Origin of the sequence: Nostoc sp. C110 (assembly GCF_043099725.1) — a bacterium.
In the GTDB taxonomy this organism is placed as follows: domain Bacteria; phylum Cyanobacteriota; class Cyanobacteriia; order Cyanobacteriales; family Nostocaceae; genus Nostoc; species Nostoc muscorum_A.
In genome coordinates this window covers 7,117,447-7,133,967 of sequence record NZ_CP171148.1, presented here as the reverse complement: position 1 = coordinate 7,133,967, position 16,521 = coordinate 7,117,447, and the positions used below count along the sequence as shown (strand labels likewise).

The following is a 16,521-nucleotide window of genomic DNA, read 5'->3' as shown; positions in this document are numbered from 1 at the left end:
GTAGTATATTAGTAGACCTTTCTTGGTATATCAGGTCATGAAAGATAATTATTCTACTAACGGCAAAATTCCACCTAGGATAAAAACGCGCCGGGATTTTTTAACTTATACGCTAGGTGGTACAGTTGCATCAATAGCGATCGCATATCTATTTCCCAAAGTCAGCCAAGGTCGTGAGATAAGCCTAGAAACCCTTTGTTCCCTTTATCCAAAGAATTCACGCTGTGAAAATTATCTCCCCGGATCAGTGGCACTAGACAAAGACGGTAAGCAAATTGAAACTAATGCACTATTGACAACTGCAAAGTCTGGAATTCCGATTCTCGTAAAAGGCTTGCCAGACAATAGCGTTGATTATCTCATCATTCAAGACGGGCCAAAGATTGCTGAGTACGCTATCAATCCAACTTGTACCCATTTAGGATGTACAGTTGAGTGGGATCTTGAGAAGAATCACTTTATTTGTCCTTGTCATGGATCTCAATATGATTCTCAGGGTCGAGTCGTTCATCGGCCCAGCAAAGCGTTCTCTACCACTAATCACTGTAGTAGTCAAGCAAAACCAAGTTCGTTTAGTTGATCATAAACCTGCCGTAGATCCTCGTTAAGCTACCAATATCAAATTAGATTAGACAATACCACCATACTTTTTGAGCAAGTTAGAAATTCTAAAAGACTAACAAAAATTACTGCATAATTTAAATTTGTCGGGTAAGCTGACAACAGCAGTTTTAATCCTCAAAACAATGACCGCAAGTAGTCCCACGATTTTAGCCCTGGACTTTGATGGAGTGATTTGCGACGGACTAATTGAATATTTTGAGGTAGCGTGGCGTACCTACTGTGAAATTTGGTCGCCAAGTAACGACACACCAGCAGATGATTTAGCTTTGAGATTCTATCGCCTACGCCCCGTAATTGAGACGGGTTGGGAAATGCCCGTTTTAATCAAAGCGCTAGTAGATGGAATTCCTGATGAGAAAATTCTTCATGAATGGTTAAGCATCGCCCCACAACTTTTGTTAAATGACAAGCTACAAGCAAGAGAAATTGCTGCGAAACTAGATAACCAACGTGATGAATGGATTACCACGAATTTAGACGGTTGGCTAAGTCTGCATAGATTTTATCCGGGTGTAATAGAAAAAATCAAATTAACCCTTGACAGTGGGGTTAAGCTATACATTGTAACCACTAAAGAGGGACGTTTTGTACAGCAGTTGCTCCAACAAGAAGGAGTTAATTTACCAGCAGCAGCAATTTTTGGCAAAGAAGTCAAGCGCCCCAAATATGAAATTTTGCGAGAATTAAAGCAACAAGCAGAAAACAAGCCAGTTAGTCTCTGGTTTGTAGAAGATAGACTGAAGACGTTGCAGTTAGTTAAACAGCAAACAGACCTTGGAGACGTGAAACTGTTCCTTGCCGACTGGGGCTATAATACTCAAGCAGAAAGAGAAGCGGCTCAAAATGATCCGCAAATTCATTTGTTATCACTCTCTCAGTTTGCCAGAGATTTCCCTGCTTGGCTTTAACTAATTCGTAATGGGCTTTGCCTGCTACTTTAAAGTAATTCGTAATTTGTAAGTGGTCTAAATCTCCAACTTACTTTTATTACGAATTACATTAGCAAGTATTAAAGTCTAATTATCAATTACGAATTATTTTAATTTTCTAGCAAATTGGCAACGAAGCGAGATATTTAAAATATATAGATAAATAATAATGAATTACTAAAACTCCAAATTTATAATTTATCACTTACCTTTATGCTTGATTTAACAAAACTGGCGCGACAAATGCAGGGCTTAAGTCAGCATCTTACCTTAGAAGCTGCTGCCAGTCGTCAGCGTTTAGAATTGGCACAACAACATCTAAAAAATGCTTGTGAGTCTCAACAAGATTTAATTGATCGCCAGGAAAAATGGCGCGATCGCATTCTATTTGCTAATGCTACCCCAATTGAGCCGCTAGAAACCTGCATCGATATCTCAGTTCCGCCAAAAATTCATACTGTAATTGCTACCGATGGTTCCCAAATTGCCCCCAACCATCACGAAATTGCTTACTGTTATCTCCTAAATATCGGCAGAGTCGTTTTACACTACGGACAAAACCGCCATCCGCTACTCGATAGTTTGCCAGAAGTATTTTACCGCCCAGAAGACTTATATATGTCTCGGCAGTGGGGAATTAGAACCGAGGAATGGATGAGTTTCCGCCGCACTGCATCAGAAACAACGGTTTTAGCAGAACTTGCATGTGCAGCTAAAGGGGAAGCACCAGCATTAGCGATGGTAGATGGTTCGTTAATTTACTGGTTTTTAGAACAATTACCAATGGACGCACGCGATCGCATTTTACCCCCCATTCTGGAAGCTTGGCAGCAAATGCGTGATGCTCAAATTCCCCTGATGGGTTATCTTAGCGCCTCTCGCAGCATCGAAACAATGAACTTTTTACGATTGTTGGCTTGTCCTCATCCAGTGCCAGACTGTAAAAGTCATTGCCCAAATCAGCTAGAAAAAGTACCTTGTAAAATTTTTGAACAGTTGCGAGATACTTCTGTTTGGGCAACCAGACTCAAACCAGGACAACGCAGCACCCTTTGGCGGAGTAATTCCCCAATTCTCGAACTCTACGGCGATCAAACCATTTATTTTTGCTATGTCCACGTTGGCACTGAAATCGCCAGAATCGAAGTTCCGGCATGGGTAGCGGAGAATGCAACCATGTTAGATCAAGCACTGGGACTGATGTTAGCACAAGTGCAAAAAGGATATGGCTATCCAGTTGCGATCGCCGAAGCGCATAATCAAGCAGTGGTCAAAGGTGGCGATAGAGCGCGTTTCTTTGCCCTCCTAGAACAACAAATGATTAAAGCTGGTTTAAAAAATGTCGGAACTTCCTACAAAGAAGCCAGAAAGCGGGGGAGTATTGCTTAATAATTCCTAAGAACCTATCCCACTAATACCAGATTGTAGTAATCTATTTTTGACTTTAGTTTTGAATATTAGAATATTTATTCAGTCATGATTTTACTGACATAATACCTCTAATTTTCATCACCTTTATAACAATTTATCTAGGATAAATGAGACTACCCTGGGATGAATGGGAAGCAAGTAACCAGGAAATAGAAAAAGTAGCGAGCAAATTTATTTTTGCTAATTGCTATAACAGCCAAAAAGCTAGCATTGTACTACAAGCACAACAAGAAGAATTTTGTGATGCACAGTACCAGGTAACGAAAACGTAGAAACCGCAATAGTTCGTGTGAAATTACTTGTTTCTGAATCTTCACAATTTTCTGTAAGCCTTATATGTTAAAGTTTACAAGTCTTGACGCGAAAGAAGATACCAAAGGCACGGCCACCATGATGTAAAATCAACCGATGTCCAAATAACTTTTGAATTGTCGGCCATGTTGCCTCGAGGTAAATTTCCTCGCGGAGAGTTAACAAGTGCGAATGTCGATTTCATATTTCCGACGCGATCGCTAAATTTTGTGTAGTCTTTTGCAACACTTTCCCAAATCCGCTTTTGCACGCTAAACCCAAAGTGCCCATTGCTGTATTTGACCCACAGCTTGTCAATGGTGCGTAAGTCAGTGCAAGGAAAATTGCTAAGAGATTCGCTATTAAGCCAGCCTTCTTGTTCTCTACCTGATGCTTTGAGCATAACAGCCAGAGTTTCAATATCCGCCTCTTTCCACTGTCCAGCTTTAAGCAAATCGCGCAAACGCTTATAGTTTACACCTTTCTCAGACAAGAGATCGTTACCAGTAGATTGCTGTTCTAGTCGCAGCTTATCAGCTTTTTCTTGTTCCTGTAGTTGTAGCCTTTCTACTTCCTGTGTTTGCCTTTGTTCGTCTCTTTTCTTCTTCAGCTTCTCAGCAGCCGCCCTAATTCCTTTAGCTACATCTGTAAAGGCTTCGTCTTGATTGTGCCAATGCCTTGACACTACAGGTTCAGCATTCTTAGGCAAAGCTTGAAGTTTTCCAAATGGTGCGCCACTCCAATCAACGCTTCGCAGAATAACCGGGATAACACAAGCCTCTCCAGCATGGTGAAGTTCTATTGCCTTCTTAACTTCCACATCCCAGCAATATTTAGAAAAAAGAAAGTCTGAACTGATGAGCAACAGAATAATGTCGGCGGTGTTTAGATTATCGTTAATCTGGTGATCCCACTCCTCTCCAGGTAGTATTTTGCGATCGTGCCAGCTTGATATAACACCCTGCCATTCTAATATGGTCAGGTGTTTAGCTAGTTCATCCCGTAGAGTTTCGTCTTTGTGAGAGTAAGAAAAGAAAAGCTGTAACGATATCTCTGGCATTTTTGGTCTAAGGAGTAAGATAAATCACACTTTGAGCAAATTATAGTTTTTTCTTGCTGATTCAAATCCTAACAGGGCTGCTTTCTGCTGAGTAGTAACCTGGCTGTTACCCTTTCTAATGAGAATTTTCCGCAGTTTTGGTCAATGTATATCCCACGTCTTAGGTCTATCTTTGTAGTATGTAAAGAAGCACCTCAACCTAAGATTATGCCCTCATCTAAAAAATCTATCACCTACCCATCCAGCCAGAAAAGCAATCAAGTCGATAACTACCACGGTACTTTAGTCACAGATTATTATCGTTGGTTAGAAGATCCTGACTCTGAAGAAACAAGGGCTTGGATTGAGGCACAAAATCAAATTACCTTTGGCTATTTGAGTGAAATTCCTGCCAGGGAAAAAATTAAACAGCGCCTCACCAAACTTTGGGATTATGAAAAATATGGTATCCCTTTTAAAGAAGGCGAATCTCTAGGAGACGGTTCCAGCCATCGCTACTTTTATTTTAAAAATGATGGACTGCAAAACCAAAGTGTCCTCTACACTCTCAAAAACCTCGAAGATGAACCCAAAGTTTTACTTGATCCCAATCAACTCTCAGAAGATGGCACTGTTGCTCTTTCAGGATTGTCTATTAGCGAGGATGGGAAACTTTTAGCTTATGGTCTATCCATCTCTGGTTCTGATTGGCAAGAGTGGAAAGTACGCGATGTTGAAACTGGTGAAGACCTACAAGACCATCTGAAATGGATTAAATTTTCTGGTGCATCGTGGACACATAATAATCAAGGTTTCTTCTACAGCCGCTACGACGAGCCGAATGAAAAAACTCAATTAGAAGATGTTAACTATTATCAAAAGCTCTACTATCATCAACTAGGCAAACCTCAATCAGAAGATGTACTAATTTATCATCGCCCTGACCAAAAAGAATGGGGTTTTGGTGGTGGTGTGACTGAAGATGGACATTATCTAATAATTTCTGTTTGGCTGGGTACTGACTCCAAAAATCTGGTTTTCTTCAAAGATTTAACTAACCCTAATTCTGAAGTCGTAGAATTAATTAACCAATTTGAGGCAGATTACAGCTTTATCGACAATGATGATAGCATCTTTTATTTCCGCACGGATTTAAATGCACCACGGGGAAGAGTTATTGCAATTGACACTCAAAACCCTGCACCAGCAAACTGGCGAGAAATTATTCCTCAATCAGCAGAAACATTAGAAAGTGTAGGCATACTCAATAACCAATTTGTTGCTGATTACCTCAAAGATGCTCATAGCCAAATTAAAATCTTTGACCTCAAAGGCGGATTTATTCGTGATGTAGAATTACCTGGACTAGGTTCAGCCGGAGGTTTTGGAGGAAAGCGTCATGATACCGAAACTTTTTATAGTTACACCAGCTTTACCACACCAGGAACCATCTATCGCTACGATATGATAACTGGTAAAAGTACTGTTTTTCGCCAGCCAGAGGTAGATTTTAATCCTAATGATTATGAGACAAAACAGGTTTTTTATCAGAGCAAAGATGGTACTAGAGTACCCATGTTTATTACGCACAAAAAGGGCATTAAATTAGATGGAAATAACCCCACTTATCTCTATGCTTATGGTGGTTTTAATAACTCAATGACACCTGGCTTTTCTGTGAGTATCTTGGTGTGGATGGAGATGGGCGGTGTCTATGCTATGCCCAATATCCGCGGCGGTGGAGAATACGGCGAAGAATGGCATCAAGCAGGAATGAAGGAGAAAAAGCAGAATGTCTTTGATGACTTTATTGGTGCAGCTGAGTGGTTGATTGCTAATAAATATACTAAGACACAGAAGCTAGCGATCGCAGGTGGTAGTAATGGTGGCTTATTGGTAGGTGCTTGCATGACGCAGCGCCCCGATTTGTTTGGTGCAGCAATACCCGCCGTCGGCGTGATGGATATGTTGCGGTTCCACAAATTTACCATCGGTTGGGCTTGGACTTCCGAATATGGTTCAGCAGATAATTCCGAAGAGTTTCCAGCGCTGTATGCTTATTCGCCACTCCACAACATCAAACCAGATACAGCTTACCCAGCAACCTTAATTACCACAGCCGATCATGACGATCGCGTTGTCCCTGCTCATAGTTTCAAATTTGCCGCCGCTTTGCAAGAAGCTCACGCAGGTGATGCGCCAGTCTTAATTAGAATTGAGACTAAGGCAGGACATGGTGCAGGTAAACCCACTGCTAAAATTATCGAGGAAGCCGCAGATAAATGGGCTTTTTTGGTGCGGACTTTGAATGTTGAAGTTTAAGGGTTGATTTATTTGTATAGTGCGTTACACTGCGTTGACGCACTACATTATTTCCATAAGCTCAATTATTTCAGTGCATCTAAATTCAGAACAATTGAGGGAGTATTAGCACGGATCAAGTTACCACCTTTGAATAAAAAGTCGCCAATTACATTTTTTGTCTGTGGCGCATATTCTCAAGGGTCTTGTGCAATCCAAACTATTAGGGATTGAAACGAGCAATACAGACAAATTAAATTGCAGCAGTATTATCGCAATAAAACAAAATCCCTATTAGGGAGCGAAGCTTTCTTCTAAAAAAAAGCTACAGCGTTCGCCTTAGTTATATCTCACTTCTTTGCCTGTATAACTTGTAAACTACCACCTGCATATAAAATTGGCTTACTAACATCAAACCCAGTCTCAGTTAACAATCCAGCCAAATCAGTTTTTAACAATTGCCAAGCTGTTTCCGTCTCAAACAACAACAAAAACAGTGATATCCCAGGCCAAAATATCGGATTTGTTGGAGCGTGAAAATCCACCAGCGTAAATACCCCTCCTGGCTTCAGCACTCGATAAACTTCATTAATAATTTTTCGTAATTGTTGAGACTGCATTTCATGTAATGCAACGCTGGTATGCACCACATCAAAATGATTATCTGCAAATGGCATCTCCTCGGCAAAAGCTTCGACATAAGACGCTTCCGGGACATTTAGCCGCGCCCGTTGCAAAGACTTAGGTGAAGCATCTAATCCTGTTACATTTTGTGAAAGTTTTACTAAAAATTGTGTTGTTTGACCACTACCGCAACATAAATCTAAAACCTGAGTATCTGAGTGAATTGTTAAGGCTTGCAAAGCAAGTTGCCGAAAATGGGCTTCACCACCTACACTTAAGGCTGCTAAACGAGAGATACTATCATAAAGCCACTGATAGCGGTAACTCCAATCCCTTAAAATTGTTGCCATTGCATATTTCCTTGCTATTAAGCTTTATTATTTAATAAAGATATATTGTTAACATTAGTAAAAAATCTGAAAAGATTGGGGGAAAGTAACAGCTATGGGTCGTGTAGGCGTATTATTACTCAATCTCGGTGGCCCTGATAAGCTAGAAGATGTCGGGCCGTTTTTGTATAACCTATTTTCCGATCCAGAAATTATTCGCCTACCTTTTCGCTGGTTGCAAAAACCCCTAGCCTGGTTTATTGCCTCGCGGCGAACCAGAACATCTCAAGAAAATTATAAGCAAATCGGTGGTGGTTCACCATTGCGGCGGATCACGGAAGCGCAAGGGGAAGCTTTAAAAGAACAGTTGGGTTATTTAGGGCAAGAAGCCAATATCTACGTCGGAATGCGTTATTGGCATCCCTATACAGAAGAAGCGATCGCACAGATTACCCAAGACAATATAGAACACCTGGTAATATTACCACTATATCCCCAGTTTTCTATCAGTACTAGTGGTTCCAGCTTTCGACTTTTAGATAAACTTTGGCAAGAAGACCCAAAACTTCAGCCCATTGAATACACCGTTATTCCTTCTTGGTACAAACAACCAGGCTATCTCCAAGCAATGGCGGAACTGATAGCCCAAGAACTTGAGCAGTTTCCTAATCCAGACGAGGTTCATATATTCTTCAGCGCTCACGGCGTTCCGAAAAGCTACGTTGAAGAGGCTGGCGATCCTTACCAGCAAGAAATTGAGGAATGTACTGCTCTGATTATGCAGACTCTCAATCGTCCCAATGCCCATACTTTAGCTTACCAAAGTCGCGTCGGCCCAGTAGAATGGCTCCAACCCTATACTGAAGATGCGCTTAAAGAATTAGGCGCACAAGGCGTAAAAGATTTGGTTGTCGTGCCTATCAGTTTTGTCTCAGAGCATATCGAGACACTGCAAGAAATTGATATTGAGTATCGGGAAGTCGCAGAAGAATCAGGAATTCACAATTTCCGCCGCGTTCCTGCTCCTAATACTCATCCAGTATTTATTAATGCACTTGCAGACTTAGTAATTGATGCGCTGAAAAACCCCAGTTTTAAGCTTTCGCAAGCTGCCCAAATGAAAAAAATGGTGAAAATGTACCCCCAAGAGCGTTGGGAATGGGGTCTAACAACTAGTGCTGAAGTCTGGAATGGTCGAATTGCCATGTTGGGCTTTATTGCCTTAATCATTGAGCTAATTACTGGTCACGGCTTCTTGCACATGATTGGGCTTTTGCAGTAAGGGGAATGGGGAATTGGGAATTGGGCATTGGGCATTGGGCATTGGGCATTGGGCAGAGGCGAAAAGCTTAGTGCAAATCTCCCCTTAGTTCTCCTACTTCCCATATTTCCTCATCTCAATTGTTAGCCATGCCCTATGCCCTATGCCCCATGCCCTCTTCTGCCCTTGTGATACCAGTCATACCACTGCTTGGCGCTACGAACTGCAAACCAGAGCAGTATTAAAGCAATTAATCCTCCTTGCCAAGGAGCATCAAAGGCAAAAAGTACTAGAGCAATGCACAAGGTATCTTGAAGAAAGACTACCCACAAGGGTAAGCCACGTAACCGATAGAACCAACCAACTTGAACTAGCTGGAGTACTAAAGCTAAGGAACCTCCAATACAGGCAATCAGCCAGTTTGGTGTTGCTGTGGCATTAGCAACTGCTAACCCCATAATTGCCCCTACGATAGGAGACATGAATAACTGAATTAGTTGTAGTAATCTTTGCCCCCATAGCTTTTTTGAGGCTAATAATTCAACTAAAGACCAAAAGGTGAGGCAGCCTAACAATAGTGGTGGGGAAATGTGAGATAAAATTGGAACTTGTGACCATAAGTTACTACCCTGCAATAGTCCAATAATTAGCAAAGGTATGCCTATTCTCATTCCTGCTGCGGCAGAGGCAGAAAGTGTGGCTAGGATTTCAATCATTAAGGCACTCGTAGGACTAACAAATACTTACTTATTTGTTATGTATACTACCCAGTTATAGGAATAATTCCAGCATCAAACATCCAGCCTTCAGCAATGCAATACTAAATATTTTTGATATTTTTATATTCTTTTTTAACCTGGGTTCAATGGTTCATACAGCGTATTTCAGGTAAATCAAGTACATGGGTTAGTAGCACAACATATTGTGTCCCTACGATTATCTTTAAGCAAAACTACCTGAAAACGAGGGTTTCGGCTATTGTTTATTTTTTGAGTCTAAAAGTTTGTAGTAAGCGCTTCAGCGCTCACTACAAGTCAATTAATTCTAAATTCCTAATCGTTGGTAAACTTCTTCTAAATGCTGGAGATGCTGCTGGGGGTCAAAACAGACTTCTAGTTCTGCTGGAGACAACTTTTGGGTAACGCGAGGGTCTTTGCTAATTAAGTCCTGGAAATTTCCTCCTGGCTTGTTCCAAGCGATGTGAGCGCTTTCTTGAACGATCGCATAAGCTTCTTCGCGGCTGCTTCCCTTGTCTATCAAGGCAAGTAGCACTTTTTGGCTGAACACAACGCCGCCGTAGCAGTTGAGATTTCGTTCCATATTTTCAGGATAGACCAATAGGTTTTTCACCAAGTCGGTTATTTCTGACAACATAAAATGCGTCAAAGTACAAGCATCTGGTAAAATCACCCGTTCTACAGAACTGTGGGAAATATCCCTCTCATGCCAGAGAGCAACGTTTTCCAAAGCTGCACCGGCATGACTTCTCACCAGTCGGGCCATTCCCGTTAGCCGTTCCGAACGGATGGGATTACGCTTGTGTGGCATGGCTGAGGAGCCTTTTTGACCTTTGGCGAAGAATTCTTCAACTTCCAAAACGTCTGTTTTTTGCAGATTGCGAATTTCTACAGCAAAACGTTCAATGGATGCCGCTACCAAAGCTAACTGTTGCACATAGTCGGCGTGGCGATCGCGGGAAATAACTTGTGTTGAGGCCGTATCGGGTTGGAGTCCGAGTTTTTGGCAAGCGATCGCTTCTACACGCGGTTCAACATTGGCATAAGTTCCCACTGCACCAGAAATCTTACCCACAGCAATGGTTTGGCGGAGAATTCTCAAGCGTTCTTGGTGTCGCAACACCTCTGCTAACCAGCCAGCTAGCTTGAAACCAAAAGTAATCGGTTCAGCGTGAATCCCATGCGATCGACCAGCCATCACTGTATGACGGTGTTCCCGTGCTTTTTCACGAATTACCTGAATCAAATCTTCCAGACGTTGCAATAATAGATCGAGGCTGGCAACCAATTGCAGTGCTAAAGCTGTATCCAAAACATCCGAACTGGTTAAACCCAGGTGAATGTAGCGTCCGGCATCACCAACATATTCGTTGACATTTGTCAAAAAAGCGATGACATCGTGGCGGACTACAGCCTCAATTTCCAACACCCGCTTGGGGTCAAAATCTGCCTTAGCCTTAATTTCCTCAACCGCCTGAGATGGAATGTAACCTAGTTCAGCTTGAGCCTCACAAACAGCAATTTCGACTTGCAGCCAAGTTTTTAGTTTATAGGCTTCACTCCACAGGTTAGCCATTTCGGGCAAAGTATAACGCTCAATCACAGTTCGGCACAGAATACAACCGTCATATTTTACAGTCTAATTAATGTAGATCAATTTTTAATGCTGCTTTTGGGTCAGGGACGGGATTAGTTTTTGAGTCAAAGGTGATGATGCTAATCCTACCGTCAGCCTCCATATATGCAAACTTCACATCGGCTAAAAATTCCACACCTTGCTGACGTAACTTGCTCATCAACTCATCATCTGTAATTAACTCTCGTTGCAAATGACGCTGAATCATCCGACCATTTTTTACCAGTAGTAGCGGTGGCTGATTCATAAAACGTTGGAACTGAGGTATTTTGTAGCCTAACCAGTTCAATAAATAACTCCAAAAAATCACAGTTCCTACCAGGATAGCGCCTTCAGTAATCGATGTATAATTACTTGCCATCGCATTTTGGGCAGCTTCAGCAAATAGTACAACTACAAGTAAATCAGTAATTCCTAGTGTTCCTAGCTGTCGGCTAGGAAGGAAACGTAATACCGTGAACAGTGCTAAGTAGACTAGTGAGCCACGGATAATCAACTCAACTACGCTGATGCTAGGAACAAAGATTGCTTGCCAATCGATAAAAAACCATTTTTCCATTAGCACTGATTTTCTTCCTTTTTCATATAGACTTCTGGAAAAAATCCAGTATCACTTTATTTATCTGGGATCTGATTTCATAAAACTGATTTTTATTAGAGGTTAAATTCTTCAATATTTATCAGAGTTACAAATATATAAGCCCTGGATAGTGGGGTTAAAATCGCGGATTTTTCCTCCTTTGTTTTAATCGTTTGGGCTTCTTGAAAGAATGGAATAAGCGATTAATCAAGTTAGAAGATGACTTTTTATTAGTAGACGCTTGCCTCGTTTGAGCCTTGCCATTATATTCAGTGTTATCAGATAAAGGAATGGCATGTTTTGTTGGGGTTATGCCGCTTCCATACCTTCTAGCATAAACTTGGGTAAATTCAGCACCGAAGAAAAGAATCTGTGCGGCATAGTTAACCCAAGCTAAAATCACTACCAATGAACCAGCAGCACCATAAGCTGAACCAAAACTGCCATTACCTAAATACTGTCCTAATAAAAATCTCCCAATCGAGAACAAAAAGGAGGTGAGCATAGCTCCAATTAAAACATCACTCCAACCAATTTTGACATCTGGTAGGACTTTAAAAATGAGTCCAAACAGAAACGTAGTGATGGCAAAAGATAGAAGGAAATTGAGAATCTGCCAAAGGAAATCTACACCGGGTAGCAAGTTGCTAAAATATGTTACTAATGCTGCTAAAGCCGTACTAATTACCAGAGAAACTAACAGTAAAAAGCCAATACCTATGACCATTGCAAAGGACAAAAAGCGTAGGCGAATCATGTTAGTTACACCGCGTCCAGGTTTCGGTTTGACTTCCCAAATAGTGTTGAGTGAATCTTGCAACTCAGTAAATAAACCAGTAGCACCCAATAGCAGAACTACAACACTAATAATCGAAGCGATCGCTCCTGTCTGTGGTTTGTTCGCATTCTGAATAGCTGTTTGGATAAATTCTGCTCCATCTGGGCCGACTAAACCTTGAATTTGTCCGACAATTTGACCTCTTGCTGCTTCTTCTCCAAATACTGCCCCTGCGATCGCAATTACAATAATTAATAACGGTGCAATGGAAAAAATCGTGTAATAAGCCAACGCCGCCGCTAACCGTGAGGCTTTATCCTCACTCCATTCTTTGAATGTCTCTTGGAATAACTTCCAAATCGCCTGCAAATTCATCCAACCAGTCTCCTTCTAAGAGGATATCGCTTACTTCCTGATATATTTGATACTTATTCTCTGGGTGGCGACATCCTCCCAAGGGAGTTTGTAAAGCGTTCTTGAGGAGGAATTTCATAAGCAAGAATTCAGAATACAGAAGTCAGAATTCAGGCTGGATAAGAGTGCAAGTCAATATAATATTGGGTTTAGAGTAAACAATATCAAATCTATTCATTGATGTAACAGCAGAGAAAAAAAGCATTTTTGCTAAAGCAAGCAGATTCATCTGTCGAGTTATTCTGAATTCTGACTCCTTACTCCTGACTCCTTTTTACTGCATTCTGTCGATTGTGCGATATTGAATTGCTTCCGCCACATGATTAGTTTTTAGCTCATCATCTCCCGCTAAATCTGCAATAGTTCGTGCTACTTTGAGAATGCGATCGCTAGCTCTTGCCGATAAACCTAATTTTCTAATGGCTACTTCTAATAAATTGCGACTAGCATCATCTAGCTTGCACCATTTCTGGAGATGACGACTTTGCATCTGAGCATTGCAACGCAGATTTGCTTCTTCTTGGAAGCGGGTAATGGCGCGATCGCTTGCTTGTTGCACTCGTTGTAGCACTGATTTTGATGTTTCTCCCGTAGGTTGTTGGGTAATTTCTTCTGGTTTCAAGCGATTTACCGCAACTTGTAAATCAATCCGATCCATCAACGGGCCAGAAAGTTTTGCCCAATATTGATCGCGTTGGCGGGGAGAACAAGTACATTGTTGGATGGTATCGCCATAGTAACCGCAAGGACAGGGATTGGTACTCGCCACCAAAGTAAACTGCGCGGGAAACGTTACCGATAGTCTGGTACGAGAAATTGTAACGTAGCCATCTTCTAAAGGCTGACGGAGAAATTCCAGCACATCACGTTTAAACTCAGTTAATTCGTCAAGGAACAGGACACCTCTGTGAGATAATGAGATTTCGCCAGGACGAGGAAAGCTACCGCCACCAACAAGAGAAGGCCCGGATGCTGAGTGGTGGGGACTGCGAAAAGGGCGATCGCGTACCAAAGAACCGCGATTTTTTAATAAACCAGCCACCGAATGGATGCGAGTCACTTCTAAAGATTCAGCAAAACTCAGGGGCGGTAAAATTCCTGGTAAGCGCCGTGCTAACATGGTTTTCCCACTACCAGGCGGCCCGACAAAAATTAAATTATGCCCACCAGCAGCAGCAATTTCTAAAGCCCTACGCGCATGAGCTTGTCCTTTCACATCATGCAAATCTGCGCCAGGGTAAGATACTGTTGCTATGTCTACTGTACTATCCATTTGCACAGGTTTGTAACGCCTTGGATTATTTAAAAGATCCACCACATCAGACAGATGTTTGCAGCCGTAAACAGCCAAGCCTTGAACCACTGCGGCTTCTTGGGCATTATCAGCAGGGATAACTAAACCTGCAATTCCCATTTTTTGGGCTGCTGCTGCGATCGGTAAAACACCAGCCACCGGACGCAAGCTGCCATCTAGAGACACTTCACCTAAAAATAGATAATCCCCCAACAAATCAGCGCTAACTTGCTCAGAAGCCGCCAAAATTCCCACGCTAATAGGCAAATCAAAACACGGGCCTTCTTTGCGTAAATCTGCCGGAGTTAAATTGATCACAATTTTCCGCATAGGAAAGGCGAAACCTGCATTTTTCAGCGTTGCTTTGACTCTTTCTCTCGATTCTTGAATCGCTGAATCTGGCAGTCCCAAGACAACAATTCCCGGTAATCCTCCTGAGACATCGACTTCTACGCCTACTTTGACGGTATCGATGCCCACAATTGATGCACTCCAGACTCTGGCAAGCATTTCTTATATAACAGTAAACCTTTCAAATCTCTAGCAGATGCGTGGGTCGATTGGCATTAGTGAAACTACATAGACTATTCTGGCGAGCCAGTATAATTATACCATTTCTTTTTCGACTGCACTATTTTAGCTGTGCCACGCCACTACAGTAATTTTATTTTTACACTTTATAAATAACCTTTAATACCCTAGTTACTAAGTGTAAAAACCATAACTAATTATCTGAACTTGATATCATGAATTAATAATTATGAATTATATAGAAGCAATTGCTTTTTATCCAGAGCGCAATGTATGTATAAATCATTGCTAGCAGAATTAAAACTGCAATCAGAATCTCTTACTATTTGTATAAAAATATAATCAATTGATGTGATAAAAGCATATTCTCCATATTCTACCTTGTGCTTTTTTAGCATACATTTTATTTTCAATTTTCCAATAAATCTGTTTTTCATATCTATTGACATGGGATACCTTAGTGATTACTATGTCAATCAATCCGGATTTGATTAACTTCTTGAGAAAATCTCTGTAAATAAATCCAACACTATCCTTACAGCACTACATGAAACTACGCTGGTTATTACTCAGCCTTACAAGTATTTTTTTATTTTCGTCTCCAGTAAAAGCGAATCCCAACAGCAATCAAGTTGGCAACGTAAATGACTGGAGTGTAAATCAATCTGATTTACAATTACCAAAACTTAAATTTATTCCTCCGGTTCCTCTAGGCGATCCTGGCAACCCAATAAATAGTTCTAAATTTACTGGTGTAGTTCCTTTAGGACGCGAGATATCAGAACTAAAAACTCCTATTAAAGCATTAATGGCTCGCTATAGATTCCTCACTCCCGGAATCTTTTTTATGGACTTAAAAACAGGTGATTATTTTAGTTTTAATGGTGGTAAAGCATTTTCTGCTGCTAGCACAATTAAGTATCCGATTTTGATTGCATTGTTTCAAGAAGTCGATGCAGGGAGAATCAAACTTGGTGAAACTTTGGTGATGCGACGTAAACATGTCACTGGCGGTTCTGGAAATTTGCAGTATCAACGAGTGGGAACTAAGCTGAGTCTCTTGCAAACTGCAACCAAGATGATGACTATTAGCGATAACACCGCTACAAATATGATTATCGATCGTTTAGGTGGTGTATCTAAATTAAATCAAAAGTTTCGCCGTTGGGGATTGCAAAGTACTGTGATTCACAATATGTTAGGAGATTTTAAAGGAACTAATAAAACTAGTGCCAAAGACTTGGTAAGACTGTCAGCTTTGGTTACAAATAATCAGTTAATTTCTGATAGAAGCCAATCCCAAGTTTTAGGTATTATGATTCGTTGTCAAAATAGAAAATTGCTCCCATCTGGCTTAGGTTCTGGTGCAAATATTGCTCATAAAACAGGTACTCTGCGATTTGTACTTGGTGATGCAGGTATTATTGAAACACCATCAGGTAAGCGTTATTTAGCAGGAATTTTTGTGCGTAGACCAAATAATGACATTAGAGCTAGAGATTTTATTCGTCAAGTTTCGCGGGTGATGTATGGCTACTTCGAACACCCAAAAGTTAGTAATATACCTTAATTATTTATTCTGAATTCTAAATTTTTTCTTTAGTTTCAGACTTAGACGGAAGAGATATCCCAACCCCCTTAAGGGGGTTTTTTAGCTAATTGTAATTCTGAAAGCTGGCAATATTCAAAAATACGATAGCGAATAGCCCGTCTTATACATCG

General features: G+C 41.1%; 15 protein-coding genes. 7 read left to right on the top strand and 8 right to left on the bottom strand.

The genetic code is table 11. The features are described 5' to 3' along the window. Positions 1-37: 37 nt before the first annotated feature. From ACFFRD_RS35630 to ACFFRD_RS35615, 4 genes are all read left to right on the top strand, one after another. A complete protein-coding gene (locus ACFFRD_RS35630; RefSeq protein ID WP_392480685.1) occupies positions 38-580 on the top strand; it encodes a Rieske 2Fe-2S domain-containing protein in 543 nt (180 codons plus the stop codon). 166 nt (positions 581-746) lie between these two features. Continuing rightward, positions 747-1,532 carry an HAD family hydrolase gene (locus ACFFRD_RS35625; RefSeq protein ID WP_392480683.1) on the top strand — a complete coding sequence of 262 codons (786 nt, stop codon included), beginning with the start codon at positions 747-749 and terminating at the stop codon, positions 1,530-1,532. Between the two features lie 234 nt (positions 1,533-1,766). Further along, positions 1,767-2,942, top strand: coding sequence for a DNA double-strand break repair nuclease NurA (locus tag ACFFRD_RS35620; RefSeq protein ID WP_392480681.1), 1,176 nt, complete (start codon positions 1,767-1,769; stop codon positions 2,940-2,942). Between the two features lie 149 nt (positions 2,943-3,091). Beyond that, positions 3,092-3,256 (top strand): hypothetical protein, encoded by a 165-nt coding sequence (locus tag ACFFRD_RS35615; RefSeq protein ID WP_392480680.1) that lies wholly within the window; start codon positions 3,092-3,094, stop codon positions 3,254-3,256. A 74-nt stretch (positions 3,257-3,330) separates the two neighbouring features. On the opposite strand, the gene ACFFRD_RS35610 is transcribed toward ACFFRD_RS35615, so the two are convergent. Further along, positions 3,331-4,335, bottom strand: a complete 1,005-nt coding sequence (locus ACFFRD_RS35610) for a GUN4 domain-containing protein (protein ID WP_392480679.1) — start codon at positions 4,333-4,335, stop codon at positions 3,331-3,333. A 207-nt stretch (positions 4,336-4,542) separates the two neighbouring features. On the opposite strand from ACFFRD_RS35610, the gene ACFFRD_RS35605 reads away from it, so the two are divergent. Next, positions 4,543-6,636: a prolyl oligopeptidase family protein gene (locus ACFFRD_RS35605; RefSeq protein WP_392480677.1), complete on the top strand. Its 2,094-nt coding sequence runs from the start codon at positions 4,543-4,545 to the stop codon at positions 6,634-6,636. A 329-nt stretch (positions 6,637-6,965) separates the two neighbouring features. Here ACFFRD_RS35605 and ACFFRD_RS35600 read toward each other — a convergent pair whose 3' ends face one another. Next, on the bottom strand, positions 6,966-7,589 hold the full coding sequence (locus ACFFRD_RS35600; RefSeq protein WP_392480674.1) for a class I SAM-dependent methyltransferase: 624 nt from the start codon (positions 7,587-7,589) through the stop codon (positions 6,966-6,968). A gap of 94 nt (positions 7,590-7,683) precedes the next feature. On the opposite strand from ACFFRD_RS35600, the gene hemH reads away from it, so the two are divergent. Then, positions 7,684-8,850 (top strand): ferrochelatase, encoded by a 1,167-nt coding sequence (gene hemH, locus ACFFRD_RS35595; RefSeq protein ID WP_114083034.1) that lies wholly within the window; start codon positions 7,684-7,686, stop codon positions 8,848-8,850. A 140-nt stretch (positions 8,851-8,990) separates the two neighbouring features. Here the strand turns inward: hemH and ACFFRD_RS35590 are convergent, their stop codons facing one another. From ACFFRD_RS35590 to ACFFRD_RS35565, 6 genes are all read right to left on the bottom strand, one after another. Further along, positions 8,991-9,545: a DUF4126 domain-containing protein gene (locus tag ACFFRD_RS35590; RefSeq protein WP_114083033.1), complete on the bottom strand. Its 555-nt coding sequence runs from the start codon at positions 9,543-9,545 to the stop codon at positions 8,991-8,993. 328 nt (positions 9,546-9,873) lie between these two features. Continuing rightward, positions 9,874-11,169: an adenylosuccinate lyase gene (purB, locus tag ACFFRD_RS35585; RefSeq protein WP_392480671.1), complete on the bottom strand. Its 1,296-nt coding sequence runs from the start codon at positions 11,167-11,169 to the stop codon at positions 9,874-9,876. A 40-nt stretch (positions 11,170-11,209) separates the two neighbouring features. Then, positions 11,210-11,761: a DUF421 domain-containing protein gene (locus tag ACFFRD_RS35580; RefSeq protein WP_392483248.1), complete on the bottom strand. Its 552-nt coding sequence runs from the start codon at positions 11,759-11,761 to the stop codon at positions 11,210-11,212. Between the two features lie 157 nt (positions 11,762-11,918). After that, a complete protein-coding gene (locus ACFFRD_RS35575) occupies positions 11,919-12,935 on the bottom strand; it encodes a YihY/virulence factor BrkB family protein (protein WP_392480668.1) in 1,017 nt (338 codons plus the stop codon). Then, positions 12,880-13,053: a hypothetical protein gene (locus ACFFRD_RS35570; protein WP_392480666.1), complete on the bottom strand. Its 174-nt coding sequence runs from the start codon at positions 13,051-13,053 to the stop codon at positions 12,880-12,882. The genes ACFFRD_RS35575 and ACFFRD_RS35570 overlap by 56 nt, the downstream gene beginning before the upstream one ends. Before the next feature lie 195 nt (positions 13,054-13,248). Beyond that, on the bottom strand, positions 13,249-14,778 hold the full coding sequence (locus ACFFRD_RS35565; RefSeq protein WP_392480665.1) for a YifB family Mg chelatase-like AAA ATPase: 1,530 nt from the start codon (positions 14,776-14,778) through the stop codon (positions 13,249-13,251). A gap of 568 nt (positions 14,779-15,346) precedes the next feature. On the opposite strand from ACFFRD_RS35565, the gene ACFFRD_RS35560 reads away from it, so the two are divergent. Continuing rightward, positions 15,347-16,369 (top strand): serine hydrolase, encoded by a 1,023-nt coding sequence (locus tag ACFFRD_RS35560; RefSeq protein ID WP_392480663.1) that lies wholly within the window; start codon positions 15,347-15,349, stop codon positions 16,367-16,369. Positions 16,370-16,521 lie beyond the last annotated feature (152 nt).